The 15,787-nt window shown below is 60.9% G+C and carries 10 protein-coding genes; 2 read left to right on the forward strand and 8 right to left on the reverse strand.

Annotated features, from left to right (window positions below; translation table 11 throughout):
* Positions 1-10: 10 nt before the first annotated feature.
* Positions 11-2,368 carry a bifunctional acetate--CoA ligase family protein/GNAT family N-acetyltransferase gene (locus GH665_RS38205; RefSeq protein ID WP_153142156.1) on the reverse strand — a complete coding sequence of 786 codons (2,358 nt, stop codon included), beginning with the start codon at positions 2,366-2,368 and terminating at the stop codon, positions 11-13.
* 377 nt (positions 2,369-2,745) lie between these two features.
* On the opposite strand from GH665_RS38205, the gene GH665_RS38210 reads away from it, so the two are divergent.
* On the forward strand, positions 2,746-3,615 hold the full coding sequence (locus tag GH665_RS38210; protein WP_153142157.1) for a LysR family transcriptional regulator: 870 nt from the start codon (positions 2,746-2,748) through the stop codon (positions 3,613-3,615).
* Positions 3,616-3,957: 342 nt separating this feature from the next.
* Positions 3,958-4,908, forward strand: coding sequence for a fimbrial protein (locus GH665_RS38215; protein ID WP_167531068.1), 951 nt, complete (start codon positions 3,958-3,960; stop codon positions 4,906-4,908).
* 125 nt (positions 4,909-5,033) lie between these two features.
* Here the strand turns inward: GH665_RS38215 and GH665_RS38220 are convergent, their stop codons facing one another.
* From GH665_RS38220 to GH665_RS38250, 7 genes are all read right to left on the reverse strand, one after another.
* The gene (locus tag GH665_RS38220; protein WP_153134736.1) at positions 5,034-6,200 is read right to left on the reverse strand and encodes an IS30 family transposase; all 1,167 of its coding nucleotides are present in this window, start codon (positions 6,198-6,200) and stop codon (positions 5,034-5,036) included.
* A 483-nt stretch (positions 6,201-6,683) separates the two neighbouring features.
* Positions 6,684-8,285, reverse strand: coding sequence for a peptide chain release factor 3 (locus GH665_RS38225; RefSeq protein ID WP_153142159.1), 1,602 nt, complete (start codon positions 8,283-8,285; stop codon positions 6,684-6,686).
* A gap of 312 nt (positions 8,286-8,597) precedes the next feature.
* Entirely contained in the window at positions 8,598-9,566 is a 969-nt protein-coding gene (locus tag GH665_RS38230; RefSeq protein WP_246216547.1) for a fimbrial protein, read from the reverse strand.
* Positions 9,567-9,666: 100 nt separating this feature from the next.
* The gene (locus tag GH665_RS38235) at positions 9,667-12,396 is read right to left on the reverse strand and encodes a fimbria/pilus outer membrane usher protein (protein ID WP_153142161.1); all 2,730 of its coding nucleotides are present in this window, start codon (positions 12,394-12,396) and stop codon (positions 9,667-9,669) included.
* A gap of 134 nt (positions 12,397-12,530) precedes the next feature.
* Positions 12,531-13,274: a fimbrial biogenesis chaperone gene (locus GH665_RS38240; protein WP_153142162.1), complete on the reverse strand. Its 744-nt coding sequence runs from the start codon at positions 13,272-13,274 to the stop codon at positions 12,531-12,533.
* Positions 13,275-13,356: 82 nt separating this feature from the next.
* Positions 13,357-13,920, reverse strand: coding sequence for a fimbrial protein (locus tag GH665_RS38245; RefSeq protein ID WP_028196052.1), 564 nt, complete (start codon positions 13,918-13,920; stop codon positions 13,357-13,359).
* A gap of 361 nt (positions 13,921-14,281) precedes the next feature.
* Positions 14,282-15,667, reverse strand: coding sequence for an MFS transporter (locus tag GH665_RS38250; protein WP_153142163.1), 1,386 nt, complete (start codon positions 15,665-15,667; stop codon positions 14,282-14,284).
* Between the last annotated feature and the right edge of the window lie 120 nt (positions 15,668-15,787).

Consider the following 15,787-nt stretch of genomic DNA (forward strand, 5'->3'; position numbering starts at 1 on the left):
AAGCCGCCGTTCATCCCTGCGCGGGTTCATCCAGCGCCATTCTGAAGCCGACCACGCCCGGATCCTCTGTCGGCGTGATGGTGAAGCCACAAGATCTGGCCAGCGCGATCATCGGCGTATTCTCCCGCAACGCCTCACCGACCAGCCAATGCGTACCGCGCGCCCGCGCGTATTTGATGATCCGGTCCATCAGCAATTGCCCAAGGCGCCGGCCTTTCTGGTCGGAGCGCACCGCGGCGGCGAATTCCGCTGTCTCGTTGTCGGGATCGGCGACGGCACGCACGACGCCGAGCGTGCGCGTCGAACCGTCTTCGTTCGTCACTGTGGCAATCAGCGCCATTTCGCGGTCGTAATCGATCTGCGTCATGCGTGCGAGTTGCGAATGGTCGAAACTGCCGACCGCCCCAAAAAACCGCAGGCGTAAATCTTCGGGCGTCATCGCTTCCACGAAATCGTGATGCGCGGCTTCGTCTTCCGGACGGATCGGCCGCACCGTTACCCGCATGCCTTGCCAGTCGAGCGTCTCTTCGAAGCGGCGCGGATAGGGCACGATCGCGAGCCGGCTGCGCTTCGGCGCGAGACTCAGGGTCGGCTCGACGACCACCACGTGGTCCTTGAAAACCCGCAGCGTCAGCGTGAGGCCGACGATCTCCTTGACGTCGCAGACCGCCTGCGAAAGCGCCGTCAAGGCGGTTAATGCCGGCTCGGGATCGATCAGGCGCGCGTAGCGGGAGTGCGTGACCATATCGCGCGCCAGCATCGGATTGAACGGTGGCAGGCCGTAGACGCGCATCGGCTCGGACACACCATCCACCGATGGCGCGGTGAAGCGGAAGACCGGGCCGAAGTTGTCGTCGTCATGAAGCTCGACGCTGATGTCGACGACCGGTTTGGCGGCCTGCGCCTCGACCCGCAGTCCAAAACGCCCAAGAAAGCGCGCCGCCGCTTCGCCGGTTAGTTGGTGCTCACCTGCGGCGAGTGCGGTACGTGCTTGCGCCTGAGCGGCGTCGATCGCTTCGGGAATCTGTGCCGGCAAACCCTCCGGCGTCTGCATCAGCAATTCGCGGCCCATCCGGTAGTCGACCAGACGCGCGAACGCGCGGGCGAGCCGTTGCGGTGTCGTGTGGACCGGGATTCCCTGTGCATGCAGCGCGTCGCGCGTCGCCGCATCCACGCCGCCGAAAAAGCACGCCAGCAGCCCGCGATACGCGAAACGCTGATTCTCGATCAACGCCTGCGCGACCTCGCCGACCGGCGCACCATGCGTCGACGCGTGCACCACGAACGCCGTACCGGTGCTGCGATGCTCGGCGAGCAGTTTGAGCGCCGTGCCGAAGTGCTCCGGACGGGCGTCGTCGCCAAGTTGCAGCGGGTTGCCCGCCACCGCGTACGGCAGTGCCTCGGCTAACGCCGCGTCGGCTTCAGCGGGCCACGGTGCGAGCGTATCGCCGGCTGCGGCAAAGGCGTCGCAGGCGAGTGTGGCAAGGCCGCTATCGCTGGTGATCAGCGTGGCCGTGGCGCCCGCCGCGACGCGACCGACGCCCAACGTTTCGATTTCATCGAGCAGATCGTCGAGCGAGTCCACCCGCACCATGCCCGCGCGCCGAAAAGCGGCAGTGTAGAGCCCGTCGGCGGGATCGGCACGGCCCGAGCGCAACGCCAGCACCGGCTTGTTGCGCGCCGCCGCGCGCGCCGCCGACATGAACTTACGCGCCGCGCGCACCGTATCCAGTTCGAGCAGGATGGCGCGCGTGCCAGGATCGCTCGCGAGGTAATCGAGGACATCGCCAGCATCCACGTCGGCTTCGCCCCCCAACGCCACCGCGTGCGAGAACCCAAGGCCGCGCGCATGCGCCCAGCCGAGCACGGCATTGGTCAGCGCATTCGACTGCGAGACCCACGCGACCCCACCCGCCTTCACCGTGCACGACGGCGCGCCGAGATGCGCGTGCAGCGCCGGCGACACCACGCCGAGGCTGCCCGGCCCGACGATGCGCAGCAGATGCGGCCGCGCCGCCGAGAGCGCGCGCCGGAGCTGCAGGCGATCGTCGTCACACCGTGCTTCGCCGACGATGATCGCCGCGCGCGTGCCCAGCCCTCCGAGCTTATGGATGATCCCCGGCCACGTGTCCGGTGGCGTGCAGATCACCGCGACGGTGGCCGCCTCGGGTAGATCGCCGACGTCGCCGATCACACGATGACCGCCGAGCATCTCGTACTTCGGATTGACCGGCCACAGCGGGCCGTTGAAGCCACCTTCGAGCACGCGCGACCACACCATCGCGCCGGTGCTGCCCGGCCGCTCGGAGGCGCCGATCACGGCAACGGATTTGGGTCGGAACAAGGCGTCGAGATTGCGAACAGTCACGGGTGCTCCGCTGATGGCCATGGGCGCACCGACGGGACGGCGCGCATCTTCGTCAGGATAGGCGAAGTCGGATGCTTGCGCGGGGCTTCTCGATGACTCGGCTCCCGCTCTATCCGACCGGCATCAACGTGCATTGGAGTTTTTTTATCGCGATTAGGCAAAGCGGCGACCTTCGATGCGACAATTCTGGAGCCGCTATGAAAGCGGCTTGCCTTGAAAATCGCCGGTTCACCGTGACACGGGAACCAGACAGCGCGTCAGAGACAACGCACCGCCAGCGATGCAGCACAACCTGATTCCGTCCACGCCTGGGTTTGAGATTCGCTTCTGAATCCACGGTGCCTGCCCGGATGACCACAAGAAATAGAAGGTGAGTTATGCGGCGCTTGCCATCGCTGATCGCGTTGCGCTTCTTTGAAGAAACGGCGCGTCATATGAGTTTCAATCGCGCGGCCGTCGCCCTTTGCGTGACACAAGGCGCGGTGAGCCGGCAGATCAAGCTGCTCGAGGAATCGCTCGGCGAAAAACTGTTTGAGCGCGATCACAAAGGTATTCGTCTGACGCCAACGGGCCTGCAACTGCTGCCCTGCCTTTCCGACGCCTTCGATACGATCGAGCGCGGTTTCCGTCAGATCACCGCAGCGAAAGGCAAACGCCGCCTCGTGCTGGCGGTACCGCCCACGTTCGCGACGCAGTGGTTCTCGCCGCGGCTTGGATCGCTGGCGGACGAAATGCCGGACGTCGAACTCTCTGTGCGCACCGCGCCCACCTCCGACTGCCATTGCAACATCCGCTTCGGACGCGACGCGCTCCCCGATACGCATTCCGAACTGTTGATGATCGAGCGCCACGTACTGGTCGGTGCACCAAGCTTGCTCGGTCAACCGCTCGACATCCTGCTCGAACACATGCCGGCGCTTCATGTCCTGCATAACGATACGCGGCTCGAGTTGTGGCCCAACTGGCTCGCGAAGGCCGGCATGCCCGCGCGTTACGCGGATAACGGCATCGAGTTTTCGACACTGGAGCAGGCGATTCGCGCCGCGCGCAAAGGCGCGGGGCTGGCGATCGTCGATCGCAACATGATCGTCGAGGAACTGGCCGATGGAAGTCTCGCGCAGTTTTCCGATATCGAGGTGACGGGGCCGTTTGGGTATTGGCTCGACGTGGCGCAAAAGCATGCCGGGTTGGAGTATGTGCAAGCGTTTGCGGGGTGGATGCGGGAAGATGTTTTGAAGATGGGGTGAGGCGTCTTAGGTTTCAGGACGAACAGATCAGAATATTCCGACAAATTGAGAATATTCCGATGTTTATTGAGATGTGGTTCGGCGAATATTTGAATTGTCCAACGATGCCGGTGCGTGGCCGTGTCAGAAGCATAGGGCGTGACAGCCGACGTCGCGCACCCCACGCCCGCGCCATATTGGCAATCCGATTTCGGATCGTGCCGTCATCCATATCAATGGGTTTCGTTGCCCGATTCTTGTTCACGCCGAGGTATAAACATGTATTCCCCGAGAAATTGCGCTGCGTTCGTTCGACGCATAGGCAAACCTGCGTGGCGTCCGGCGACGCGAGGGACGCATCTAATGGTTGTTTTCCGGTCCATTTTTCAAGCGTGCGTCATCTTTCTTCTCGGTGTGACGTCCGTGCATGCCACTTGTACGTGGGTCGGCGGCGCGGGTCCCCAAATCCACACGTTCGCAATTCCAGCAATTACGATTGCGCCTAACTCGGCTGTCGGGACTGTCATCTATTCCCCTCCCACCCAGAGCGCGATCCCGTCGACCGGCAATTACATGTCGTGCGATGCCAACGACAGCTGGTCTTACGGAGTAAACGGCGGCCCATTGGCCGCAAGCAGCCCGGCGACCTATTCGACCAATGTTCCCGGCATTGGCATCCGCTTTTATAGACTGCAGAGTGGGATCAAAAGCTATTTTGGCCCTACGAACTCGGGCAACTACGGAGGTTACTGGTCATATAGCGGAGCTGCCTGGGGGATCGAAGTGGTCGTCACCGGACCAGTGGGAAGCGGTATCATCGACGGAACGCTAGTCGGTACCTTCAGCCAGAGTGGCGTAACTGTCGCGACCCTTAAAGTCACGGCAGGCACCGTCGTCGCGTCCAGTTGCTCGATCAATACGGTCCAATCCCTAGAAATGCCAAAGGTGGGTCCGAAGGACCTTCCGGCCGTCGGTTCCACTGCTGGAAATACGCCGTTCACCATCACCCTCAACAACTGCCCGTCTGGCATGAAGCAGATCACGTATCAACTCGACGCGCCAGGCGGGGTCATTAATGCCGCCAACGGCACGTTCCTGGCAGGGTCGACGAGCACATCGCAAGGCGTCGGCTTTGTCCTCAAGGACTCGTCAAGCGTAGCGGTCAGCCTCGGAACGCCACATGTTCTCTCCGCCTATAGCCCCGCGACGGGAGGCTCCTACCCAATACCGCTCGCTGTCCAGTATTACCGAACCGGAGCGCTCGGATCGGGCAGGATCAACGGCACACTCACCTATACGATGTCCTATCAATAGCGGAAAGCATGTAGCAAGATCCGGATAGAGCAAAGGCCACGTCTCCAGACGCGGCCTTTGCTATTTAAGAGGACGGGCATACTTTATGCAGACAGCCAAGACAGGCAAATGAAAATCCGGCGGATTCAACCGGTCAACGCAACACCCAACGTTTCTGCCAGTTTTTCAGCCGGGTTCATAAATTGCAAGGTTTGCCGGGGCCGACCGTTCAGGCGCGCGGCGACCTTGTTCAATTCTGACTGCGAATAGCCGCCCACCGGCTCGCCTTTGGGGAAGTACTGACGCAGCAGGCCATTCGTGTTTTCATTACTGCCCCGTTGCCATGGACTTCGCGGATCGCAGAAATACACCTGCACGTCCGTGGCAATCGTGAAGTTCCGGTGGCTCGCCATTTCCGTGCCGCGGTCCCATGTCAGCGATCCACGCAGTTCTTTTGGCAGCTTGTTCACCTGTTTTATCAACGCGGACACCACACTTGCCGTGTCCTTGCCTGCCACCTTGACCAGCATCACATAACGCGAGTGCCGCTCCACCAGTGTGGCAATGTAGGTGTTGTTCGAACCCGCCAGCAGATCGCCCTCCCAGTGACCGGGCAGCGCGCGGTCCTCCACTTCAGCGGGTCTTTCGCTGATCGACACTGCCCCGATTATCTTGCCCCTGTTCTGGCCGCTTGCCGAGGCGCTCTTCGCCTGACGCATCGTACGGTTCGTACGAAGATGGGTGACGAGTTCCTTTTTAAGCACCCCGCGCGCCTGGATGAACAGGCTGCGGTAGATCGTCTCGTGAGATATCTGCATGTCCTTGTTGACCCGGAACTCGCGCCTGAGCCATCCCGCTATCTGTACAGGAGCCCATTGTAATTTGAGCTTGGCTGCCACCAGCCGGCGCAGACGCGCGTTGCCCGACAACGCACACGCCTTGGGCCGCCGTGCACGCTCCCAGGCATTCGCATCGGCCTCGTGCGCCCGATATCGCTGAATACCGCCATTGCGCCCGATCTCCCGGCTGATGGTCGATTTCGAGCGCCCCAGTTGCAGGGCAATCTGGCCCAACGATCTGTCTGCCCCCAAGGCCCGCGATATCTCCTCGCGTTCGGCAAGTGTCAGTGACCGGGCAGATCGTGTACGAGCGACCGGAGAGATTCCACCGGTCTTGTGAACAACCCGATAAACCCCACTCGGCTGACGCTCGAGCATGCGCGCGATTGTGCTCAACGACTCACCCTCGCGCCACATCCTCCATATCTCGTTCTTCTGCTCCGCGCTCAACCAATGTTTTCTTTGTCGTTCCATCGTGCTCCACACTCCATTTCCGTATTGGAACAGAGGTGTTGCAATGACCGGTTGAATCCGCCCCTGATTACTTTCGCATCCTCAATATATAGGAATCCTACTATTATGACTGACGAAAGGCGCCGTCACCGACGTCATACTCGAGTTGCTCGTCGACATGTTCAAACAATATCAACATGAGCTGGGATATGACCGGTGTGCCGCAAGTCGCATGACGAGTCAAGCGGCACGCCTGTTGGTGGAAGCGCCGAGGATTGTTGAGGAGTGGGTCCGGCGACTGACGAGGCCGTCGAGCGCGAACGGACGCCTGTTAAATGCGGGAGCACGTCGTGGTCACATGCCATAGCCGACCGATCACCGGCCATCACCGCACACAGACAAGTCCGATACCCGTCGGAAACCTTGATGCAAAAAAGCCCGCCTTTCGACGGGCCTTTGCATCATGTTGGTCAACCTTGACGCGTTGCTGGACAACACTTCCCTCTACATCGCCTTCTTGAACGGCGCGCCCGAATGCTCACGCAACTCGTTAAAGACGATCTTCGGCCACGCCTTCTGCGCGACTTCGATTTCCGAAACATGCGAAGCCAGATACGTCGGCGCATCCGATGCATCGAGCGCGATCCGCGCAGCGTATGAATCGGTGAAACGGCGCAACTCGGCTGCATCGTCGCAGGTCACCCAACGCGACATCCGATAACGCGCCGGCGCCATCCGCACGGCGACCTTGTATTCCGTCGACAAACGGTGCGACACCACTTCGAACTGCAGTTGGCCCACCGCGCCAAGAATCATCAAACCGCCGACTTCCGGACGGAACACCTGAATCGCGCCTTCCTCGCCGAGCTGCTTCAGCGCCTCGCCGAGCTGTTTGGCGCGCATCGGATCGACCACTTCAACAGTCTGGAAAATTTCCGGTGCAAAGAACGGCAAACCAACGAATTGCAGTTGCTCACCTTCGGTCAGCGTATCGCCGAGACTCAGCGTGCCGTGATTCGGGATACCGATGATGTCGCCCGGATATGCCTCACTCACCGTCTCACGACGCTGCGACAGGAACGTCACCACGTTATTGGCGCGGAACGTCTTGTTCGTGCGCGTCACCTTCACGGCCATGCCGCGTTCGAAATGGCCCGAACACACGCGGATGAACGCCACGCGGTCGCGGTGCGCCAGGTCCATGTTCGCCTGCACCTTAAACACGACGCCGGTGAACTTCGGCTCGTCCGGCATCACCGGACGCTGCACCGTCATGCGCATCGACGGCGGCGGCGCCAGATCGACCAGCGCGTCGAGAATTTCCTTCACGCCAAAGTTATTGATTGCCGAGCCGAACAGCACCGGCGATTGCTGACCCGACAGAAACTGCTCGCGATCGAAATCCGGCGACGCACCGGTGATCAGGTCGATCTCTTCTTTTGCCTTCACCCAGGCATGGCCGAAGCGGCGTTCGCCTTCTTCGTCGCTGAGCGCATGCAGCGTTTCGACTTCGCCACCTGCCTTATCCTGCCCGGCGCGGAACAGGCGCACCTGGTCGCGCTGGATGTCGTAGACGCCCTGGAAATCTTTGCCCATACCGATCGGCCACGTGAACGGCACGGCGGCGACGCCCAGATGCTGTTCGATCTCGTCGAGCAGTTCGAGCGGCTCGCGCACTTCGCGGTCGAGCTTATTGATGAAGGTGACGATCGGCGTCTTGCGGCTACGGCAAACCTCGAGCAGCTTCAGCGTCTGCGCTTCGACGCCGTTGGCGCCGTCGATCACCATCACGGCGGCGTCGACCGCCGTCAGCACGCGGTAGGTATCTTCCGAGAAGTCTTCGTGGCCCGGCGTGTCGAGCAAGTTGATGACGGCGTCGCCGTACTCGAACTGCATGACCGAACTGGCCACCGAAATGCCACGCTGCTTTTCGATCTCCATCCAGTCGGACGTCGCGTAGCGGTTGCTCTTGCGGCCCTTCACGGTACCGGCGATCTGAATCGCGCCCGAGAAAAGCAGCAGCTTTTCCGTGAGCGTGGTTTTACCCGCGTCCGGGTGGGAAATGACCGCGAACGTGCGGCGGCGTTTGAGTTCGGAGACTGACATCGGGTCTGGCGGTCACGGATAGGGGTTCGGGCGGTCTGCGGCGGCTGCGATCTGCTCGTGGCAGTCGATCCGCCGCGCCTCGCGCTACGGCGCGGAGCTTCGATAGCAAGACGAAAAACCCGCGTCGCAAGGGGCGCAGGGCCGCTCGGGAAACGGGTCACGAACGAGCGTTCGAGAAAGCAGGACTCGCCGACGCAGAACGGCGCAAGGAGCGAATGATACACGTCATGGGGACGGTCGTAAGAAAAGGCTATGCGTAATGCCACCCGCCGCCGCAATCCGCCCATATCGGGCAATGCAAGGTTGCCGCCTTCATTGGTACGACATGGTGAGCGTCGCAAGAGCCTTGACGGATCCCGCCGAAACCGTGCCCGTGCGGATATAGCGCGCGCTTAATGGCACGTTGAGCGGCCCATTCACCGACGCGCCAATCAACCATTGCCCCGGATTTCCGCTGGCCGATGAATCCGCCCCGAACGTGACGGGCGATCCCGCGGTATTCAAGACCTGAATTCCGACGCCCTTGGCCGTGGAGTCCGACGCAAGCGCAAGCGTGGTCGTGCGGTTTACCGGATTGACCGCGTCTGACAGCGTCATGTAGACGTTCGCACCGGCCGAACACGTGAAACTCAGGGAGAACGACTGGGTGCCGGCCACGGCTCCAACGCCGGATGCCATTGAACTGGTGAGCACCCGCGGAAGCCCGACGGACTGTGCGGTCTCGGTCACCGTGCACGCCGGCGTGACAATCGTGCCGCTTGCGGCGCCGGTGTAAAAATTAGCCAGAGCCTGCTCTGCTTGTCCTGGCATCTGCCAACCGACCACAACCGTGGGTACCGTGGTCAACACCGTCCCGCCCGCTGGAATGGCACCGGTCACAACCAGGCTGGGATAAACATTCCACCCCAGCCCGTTATTAACGCCTGACGGCAACGTGCAGACCGACTGGATGCCGTTATTGGCGAGCGTAGCGGGGCTGGTTGACCCAACGCATCGCGGAGTAACCTGATAGCGAATGCCAATACCGGGAATGTTCGTCTGATAGACGTCGTTGAAGCCCGCCGCCAACGCGCTAGACGTGTGTATGGTGAAGGTGACTTGCTCGCCGCCTGTCCCGCCAGAACAATCCGCAACGGGGAACGCCATCGGCGGATTGGCGACAGTTGTGCCAACGGCGACAGACGGGGAAACAATGACTCGGCCTGCGCTGATCGCGTTGCCGGTGTAGCGATAGCCCGTACAGGACAACGTCGCATGTGCCGATGTCGCTGCGAAGAGCATCGCCACGACCGCAACCAATAGGCAGCAAACGCGACGCCACGCGGCAACAAACCGGCCAGCCATTTTCAGATGATTTGGTACGCACACAATACCGCCCTCTTTAATCGATTGCGCGCTGCGACGGCGCGCCTGCGTCCGCGCTTCTCGCGCCCGCTTCACCCACGCAATGCCCTTCCACCGACATATAAGCCGCCCCCGCCTTACCACTCTGCTTCGGCAACACATAATCAATCCGGCACTGCTCCGACGCCGCTGCGCCCCACTTCACAAACAACGCCCCTTGATCCTGCAAGCCGCGCGCGAAAATCCGGCTGTCCTGTGCGACTACGCCCACCGTGTGACCGGCGTCGTCGGTGACGTCGGCGCCAAACGGCAACGCATTGCCGCCCAGCATCGGCGCACGAACCAGCGCCGCGCGGCCGTTCACGGTCTTGTACTTCAGCATCACCACCGAACCCAGTCGCGGCACAGCTTGCTCCGAGGTCGATTCGAATTCGACGTCCGTCGAGGTGCCCTTCGGGTCGATGTCGACGGTATTCACCGCATACGGCGTCAGGTACGGCACGACCGCATAGCCACGGCTGTCGAGCTTCACGCCCGCTGCGCTCGAAACAGCCGCGCCGGCCGCGCCCGGTGCGGACACGATGCCGAACGTATCGCCCACCGTCTGCGACAACGTCACGCCACCCGGATGCGCGACCACGGTGCCGCTCACGCCGGCCGAAACCTGGCTCGAACCCGAACCGGTGCTCGCAGAACCCGTGATCTGTGCATACGGCGCACGGTAGACGGCGCTCACGCCAGCGTTACCGGTGTTGCTGCCACTACTATGGCCATACGTGCCGTACGCGTTGTACGAGTACTCGTTGTTGTCGCCCAGCGAACCGCTCAGGTTCGCTTGCATGTTGGTACTGCCACCCGAACTGTTCGACAGGTTGGTCGAAAGCAATGGCGCGTGCTGGCTGTGGCCCAGCGGAATCGTCGTGCTGACGAAATACTCGTTCGACAGCGCGCCGTTCGATGAGCGCGTGCGTCCCGCCGTGATGCTGTACGTGCCGTACTTGAAACTGTTCGTGTAGCCGGCTTGATAGAACGTGTCGTTGCCGTTGCGGTTCCAGTATTGACGTGACGACGCGGACAGGAACACCGTGCCTTTGTCCTTGAAATTCTGGTTGACCGTAAGCTGCAGGCGATTGCGTTCACGAAACACCGTGTTGATATCGCCGCCGTGCGAAGCCAGGTCGCGCACCGACGCAGCGTCAGCGAGGTTCAGGTAACCGGAAGTCGAAAAACGGTACGCGGCGACCGCAATGTTGGTGTTGGTCGGGTCGATGAACTTGCTGTAACCGATCCGCAGACTCGTACCCTGCTGCGAACCTTGCTGCGGCACCTGAGTCTGCGCGCCGGTTATGTCGGCCGAAAATGCGCCGAACTTCGTGTTGAGTGCCGCGCCCGCATTACCCGCCATATAACCGTTCGCCGCGATACCGCCGCCATAGACGGTAACGAGGTTCGTGAGGCCACGTTGCAACGTGAACTGCGCAAAGTTCGGCTTCGTCTCGAGAAACTGATTGCGCAGTTGGCCAGCCGTCACCGAGAAACGCGTGGTGCCCGCGCGCAGCGACTGTGCAACCGACGCATACGGCACGCTGAAACTCTTGGTACGGCCGTCCGCCTCAGTGACGGTCACGTCGAGGTTACCGCCGTAGCCGGTCGCGTACAGATCCTTGATCTCGAACGGGCCAGGCGAAACGCTGGTTTCGTAGATCACTTGTCCATTCTGACGCACAGTGACGCGAGCGTTCGATTCCGCCACGCCTCTCACCACCGGCGCATAGCCGCGCAGCGATTCGGGCAACATACGGTCGTCTGTGGCAATCTGCGCGCCGCGGAACGCCACACTGTCGAACACGTCGCCGGTCGTATTGCTGTCACCCAGCGTGACCTGCGAACGCAGCTTCGTCACGTCGTGCTGCAGGTAGGTAGCGATGTTGTCAAATTGCGTACCCTGGCCCGTTCCTGCAGACAACGACGACTGATGGCGTAGATGCCAGGAGCCGATATTCACGCCCGCGTTCAGGCCCAGATAGCTCTGCGTCGAATGCGCGCCCGAACCATCGGTGCGATAGGTATTCGCGTTATAGCTAACAAAACCGGCATTGACACCTTGCTGCCACATTTCCGGCGGCACGTAACCACGCGCCGCGTTGCTCATGTACTTTTGCGGTACCGATAGCGTCAGCTTCTGCTCCGAGAAATCGAAGTCGAGCGAAGACTCAGGCACCACGGCAGTCAGATCGACACATTCATTTTCGCTAGCGGCGTCTGAACCGACGGTACCGGTCGAGTCGGCTTCGCGCTTTGATTCGCCGTCGCTCTTGCCTTCATGAACCCCGGCGGCGTCGCCAGTCTTTGCACCGGTATCCGCCGCGACCTTCGCGAAGTCCACGCCGAGGTTGCGCAGCAGTTTGCGGCTGAGACACGCGCGCGCACCATCGCCATTGGGTTGCGCTACGAAGCGCACTTCCTCGCGCGCCACGCGCGTGCCGTTGAGCCACACGTCGACCATGTAAGCGCCCGGCGATACATTATTGCCATGCGCAAAGCGCGCGACGTCGACGGGTTGGGACGCATCGGTTCTCAGGAATGTCGTGTCGAACATGACACCCGTGTTGGGTTGGTCCGGTTCGGCTGCGTTTGCAGTTACCGATTGAAACGCTCCCACCACCCCGAAAGCCATCAAAACGACGGCCGTGACCGGGTTCAGCCCAAACGGGCCATGCTGGGAGCCGGCGCGAACATGTGACTGATGGTGAGGTGAGAGTTTCATGATTCGATTGACTTCAATTTGGCAAACAGCAGGCGTGAGTCGCCCCTTGCCAGTTGCCGGAGCAACTTGCGCTGTCTGTGAAACCTGTTTGGAGAAAGTGGCGGCTGGGCGCCGCCTCGCGTCAGGCCTTCGTCTTACTGACCGAGTTGCGCCTCGCCCGGCATCGCGCCGCCGTAGTCGCTAATAGCGGTGAAGTGAACAGTCGAGCCTGCTCCAACCGCATTCATCTTCGCGATTGGAAATACCTCGGTGGCATGCGGCGCAACCATGCCGCCCGTTTCGTTCTTGAACGTGTGACCGCTGCTGACGACGTCGATCTCGCTAAACGACACGTGATACGCCGTCGGATTCGACACGCTGACCGCCTGTCCCTTGCCATCCGCGGACGGCACGACTTGCCAGCTCAACTGTGCCGGTGCGTCTTCCGGCTTGCCCGGCAGCTTCGACGGCCGCACGAAAACCTTGATACGGGTGCGGAATGCCAGCTGCAGCACGTTCTGTTCGCCGCTGTTGGCCGCCTTCGGCGGAATGTCCAGCACGTTGAGCCAAAACACCGATTCGCGATCCGTCGGCAATGCTTCTCCGCTGTACATCACGCGAAGTGTTTGCGACTTCCGCGGGTCCATCCGGAAAATCGGCGGCGTGATGACAAAAGGCACGTGAATATCGCCGGGCTTTGCGTCGGCATTGCCTTCGTCCATCCATACCTGGACCAACGACGGCTCGCGGCTATCGTTATCCAGCTTGACTGTCACTTCGCGCTGGTCGAGCGGATACACCACACGCGTTCCGCCGATCGTCACGCTTGCATCTGCGCTGCCTGCCAGCAACGCACAGGCAAAACCGAGTCCTATCGCCATTCGACCGAGCACTTTCATGTCATTCACCTTTTTTAATCAATCTCGAAATAAAGCTGCGAAAAAGAGGCGCTCGCATAAGCGAACGCCTCAGTTCGCCGTATTACTGGTACTGCATCGTGTACTGCACCGACGTGTTCACGGCACCTGCGGTGGCCCCGCCCTTCGAGTAGTACTGAGCGAAGTACTTCAGCGCCGCGCTACCGCTGGCGATCGTCGCACCGTTGTTGGTGAGGTCGTTGTTCGCGCCCGTGGTGATATTGATCGGCAGCATGTTCGCGTTCAGCAAACGCACTTGCACGTTGGTTGCACCGCCTGCGGCCTGGTTGTTCAGGTAGCCGGAGGTTTGATCGACGTTCGGACCGTTTTCAAAACGTGCAACCGCCTTGGTCGCGGTACCCGTACAGCCGCTCAGGCTGAATGCCAGATCGGTCGGGCTCGACGTACCACCCACAGCACCGGCAGCAGCCAGCGAGTTGGCCGACACGGTCGGCAGTACGATGGCCTTGTCGGCAGCCGTACCGGCCGCTGCGCCGTTGACCGAGCAGGTGCTATCCGACACCGTGCCGGTAATCGTGATCGTGCCGTCAGCTGCGTGAGCGCCGATCGATGCGAGACCCAACAGGCTGCCTGCGACGACGAGCGTAGGGAGGAAAGACTTTTTCATTGTTACTGCTCCACTTGGTTAAAAGGTTGTGGTCAAATTCGACGACGAATCTGTGCTCATCACCCATTCGTCGCTCGCCTTGGCCGTTTCAATGTCTTTCGGCACTGCCACTCATGGCTGCCCTTCTGTTGCCAGCCATTGAAATCATGTTCAGGGCGTAATTGAATGTTAGGGTTTTGCCTTACAGGTGTATCTCAGAGCATTCTTAATTTTTAAGATTATTCTTCCGAATTTTTCGGGTTTATCTGACAAGTTCCTATTTGTGGGATACAGAACAAGACAATTCTCTGAATGAAAAAAAGCCCGAAGCGTCATTCAGACGCTTCGGGCTCTCCTGGAACCGGGATAATGCAGTGCAGCGCTATCCGCCCGCTGCCTCATTCAAGGTTAGATGCTTGGTCTCCGGCGCCCACGCAATCGACACCATCATCCCGACGAACAAAACAAACGCCAGCGCCATCATGGTGGCGTGAAAACCAAGCTGTACGATGCCGAGTGGCAGCAGGAAGGTGCCGACCGCGGATCCGAGCCGGCTACATGCAATGGCCAGCCCGACCCCACATGCGCGCACTTCGGTCGGAAAGCACTCGGGCGGAAACACGCCCACCAAGTTAGAGAATGCAGACATTGTGAGCGTGAACAACGCAAACGCCACGATCACCCCAAGCGTCGCCGATTCCGGCAGCAAACTCAACGCAATCAGTGATAAACACGTCACCGCGAACGAGCCGATCAGAAACACGCGCCGCGGCAACTTGATCGTGAGCCAGATACCGATCAGCGCGCCCAGCACGAGAAAGCCGTTCAGCAGGAAATCCGCGCCCGAGTCATTGTTCAAATGAATCGCCTTGAGGATGGTCGGCAAAAACGTGTAGATCGCGAAATACGGAATCACAAGGCAGACAAAAAATGCGCAATTGAAAATCGTCCGGCGAATCAGGTCCTTTTTGAACAGACGCATAAAGCCGCCAGGCATCTGCGCGTGGTCGTCATGCGCGCCATCGAGTGTCACGTTCGCACCGAAGTGCTTCAGCACAATCGCCTTGGCTTCCTCGACGCGTCCCTTGCCGTGCAACCAGCGCGGCGACTCGGGGGTGCCCATGCGCAGAATCAGCACCAGCAAAGCCGGGAAGCCAGCCGACGCGAGCAGCCAGCGCCACGCGTCCGGAGAGGCATCTGCGTAATGCATGCCGAGTACGTTGGCCGCCACGTAGCCGATCGTCCACACCACGCTGAATGACCCCAGCAGGGTGCCGCGATGCTTGCGTGGCGAGAATTCAGCGAGAATCGCGTGTCCGACGGCAAAGTCGCCACCCATCCCGAAGCCGATCAACACACGCAGCAAACACAACTCCAGAGGCGAGCGTACGTAAAACTGCGCGAAAGCCGCCAAGGTGATGATCAGGAAGCTGAGCAGAAAGATCTTCTGTCGTCCGAGCCGATCCGACAGCCAGCCAAACACAAGGCTGCCGAGAAAAATGCCCATCAGCGCGGAACTGCCGATCATGCCCATCCAGAAAGCGTCGAGCGGCATCTGCCGGTTCAGCGACGCGAGCGCATAGCCGATCGTCCCCAGCGCAAAGCCCTCTGTAAAATGCGCGCCAAAGGTCAAACCCGCGATCTTGATATGGAACGCGTTCAACGGAACGTCGTCGAGAGGAATAGCTGCGTGCGCCGAGGGTATCGCGGCGCGCGGCGGAGTGGCAACGAGACCGATGGCGGCCACCTGGGAATCCTGATTACTCACAGTGTCTCCTTCGTTATGTTGGCGGCCATTACGCGGGTGACATAGCATCATTCACCCGCAATGGCCGCGCATGCCCGTCGCACAGGCCCTGCCACGCGCGGCGGACACATGAGCACCTGA

The sequence above is a fragment of the Paraburkholderia agricolaris genome, assembly GCF_009455635.1.
Lineage (GTDB): Bacteria > Pseudomonadota > Gammaproteobacteria > Burkholderiales > Burkholderiaceae > Paraburkholderia > Paraburkholderia agricolaris.

Bases quoted from the DNA above. Each gene is read 5' to 3' on its own strand.
- GH665_RS38210 (WP_153142157.1), top strand. From the start codon at position 2,746: ATGCGGCGCTTGCCATCGCTGATCGCGTTGCGCTTCTTTGAAGAAACG.
- GH665_RS38215 (WP_167531068.1), top strand. From the start codon at position 3,958: ATGGTTGTTTTCCGGTCCATTTTTCAAGCGTGCGTCATCTTTCTTCTC.
- GH665_RS38220 (WP_153134736.1), bottom strand. From the start codon at position 6,200: ATGGAACGACAAAGAAAACATTGGTTGAGCGCGGAGCAGAAGAACGAG.
- GH665_RS38225 (WP_153142159.1), bottom strand. From the start codon at position 8,285: ATGTCAGTCTCCGAACTCAAACGCCGCCGCACGTTCGCGGTCATTTCC.
- GH665_RS38230 (WP_246216547.1), bottom strand. From the start codon at position 9,566: ATGCTCTTCGCAGCGACATCGGCACATGCGACGTTGTCCTGTACGGGC.
- GH665_RS38235 (WP_153142161.1), bottom strand. From the start codon at position 12,396: ATGAAACTCTCACCTCACCATCAGTCACATGTTCGCGCCGGCTCCCAG.
- GH665_RS38240 (WP_153142162.1), bottom strand. From the start codon at position 13,274: ATGAAAGTGCTCGGTCGAATGGCGATAGGACTCGGTTTTGCCTGTGCG.
- GH665_RS38245 (WP_028196052.1), bottom strand. From the start codon at position 13,920: ATGAAAAAGTCTTTCCTCCCTACGCTCGTCGTCGCAGGCAGCCTGTTG.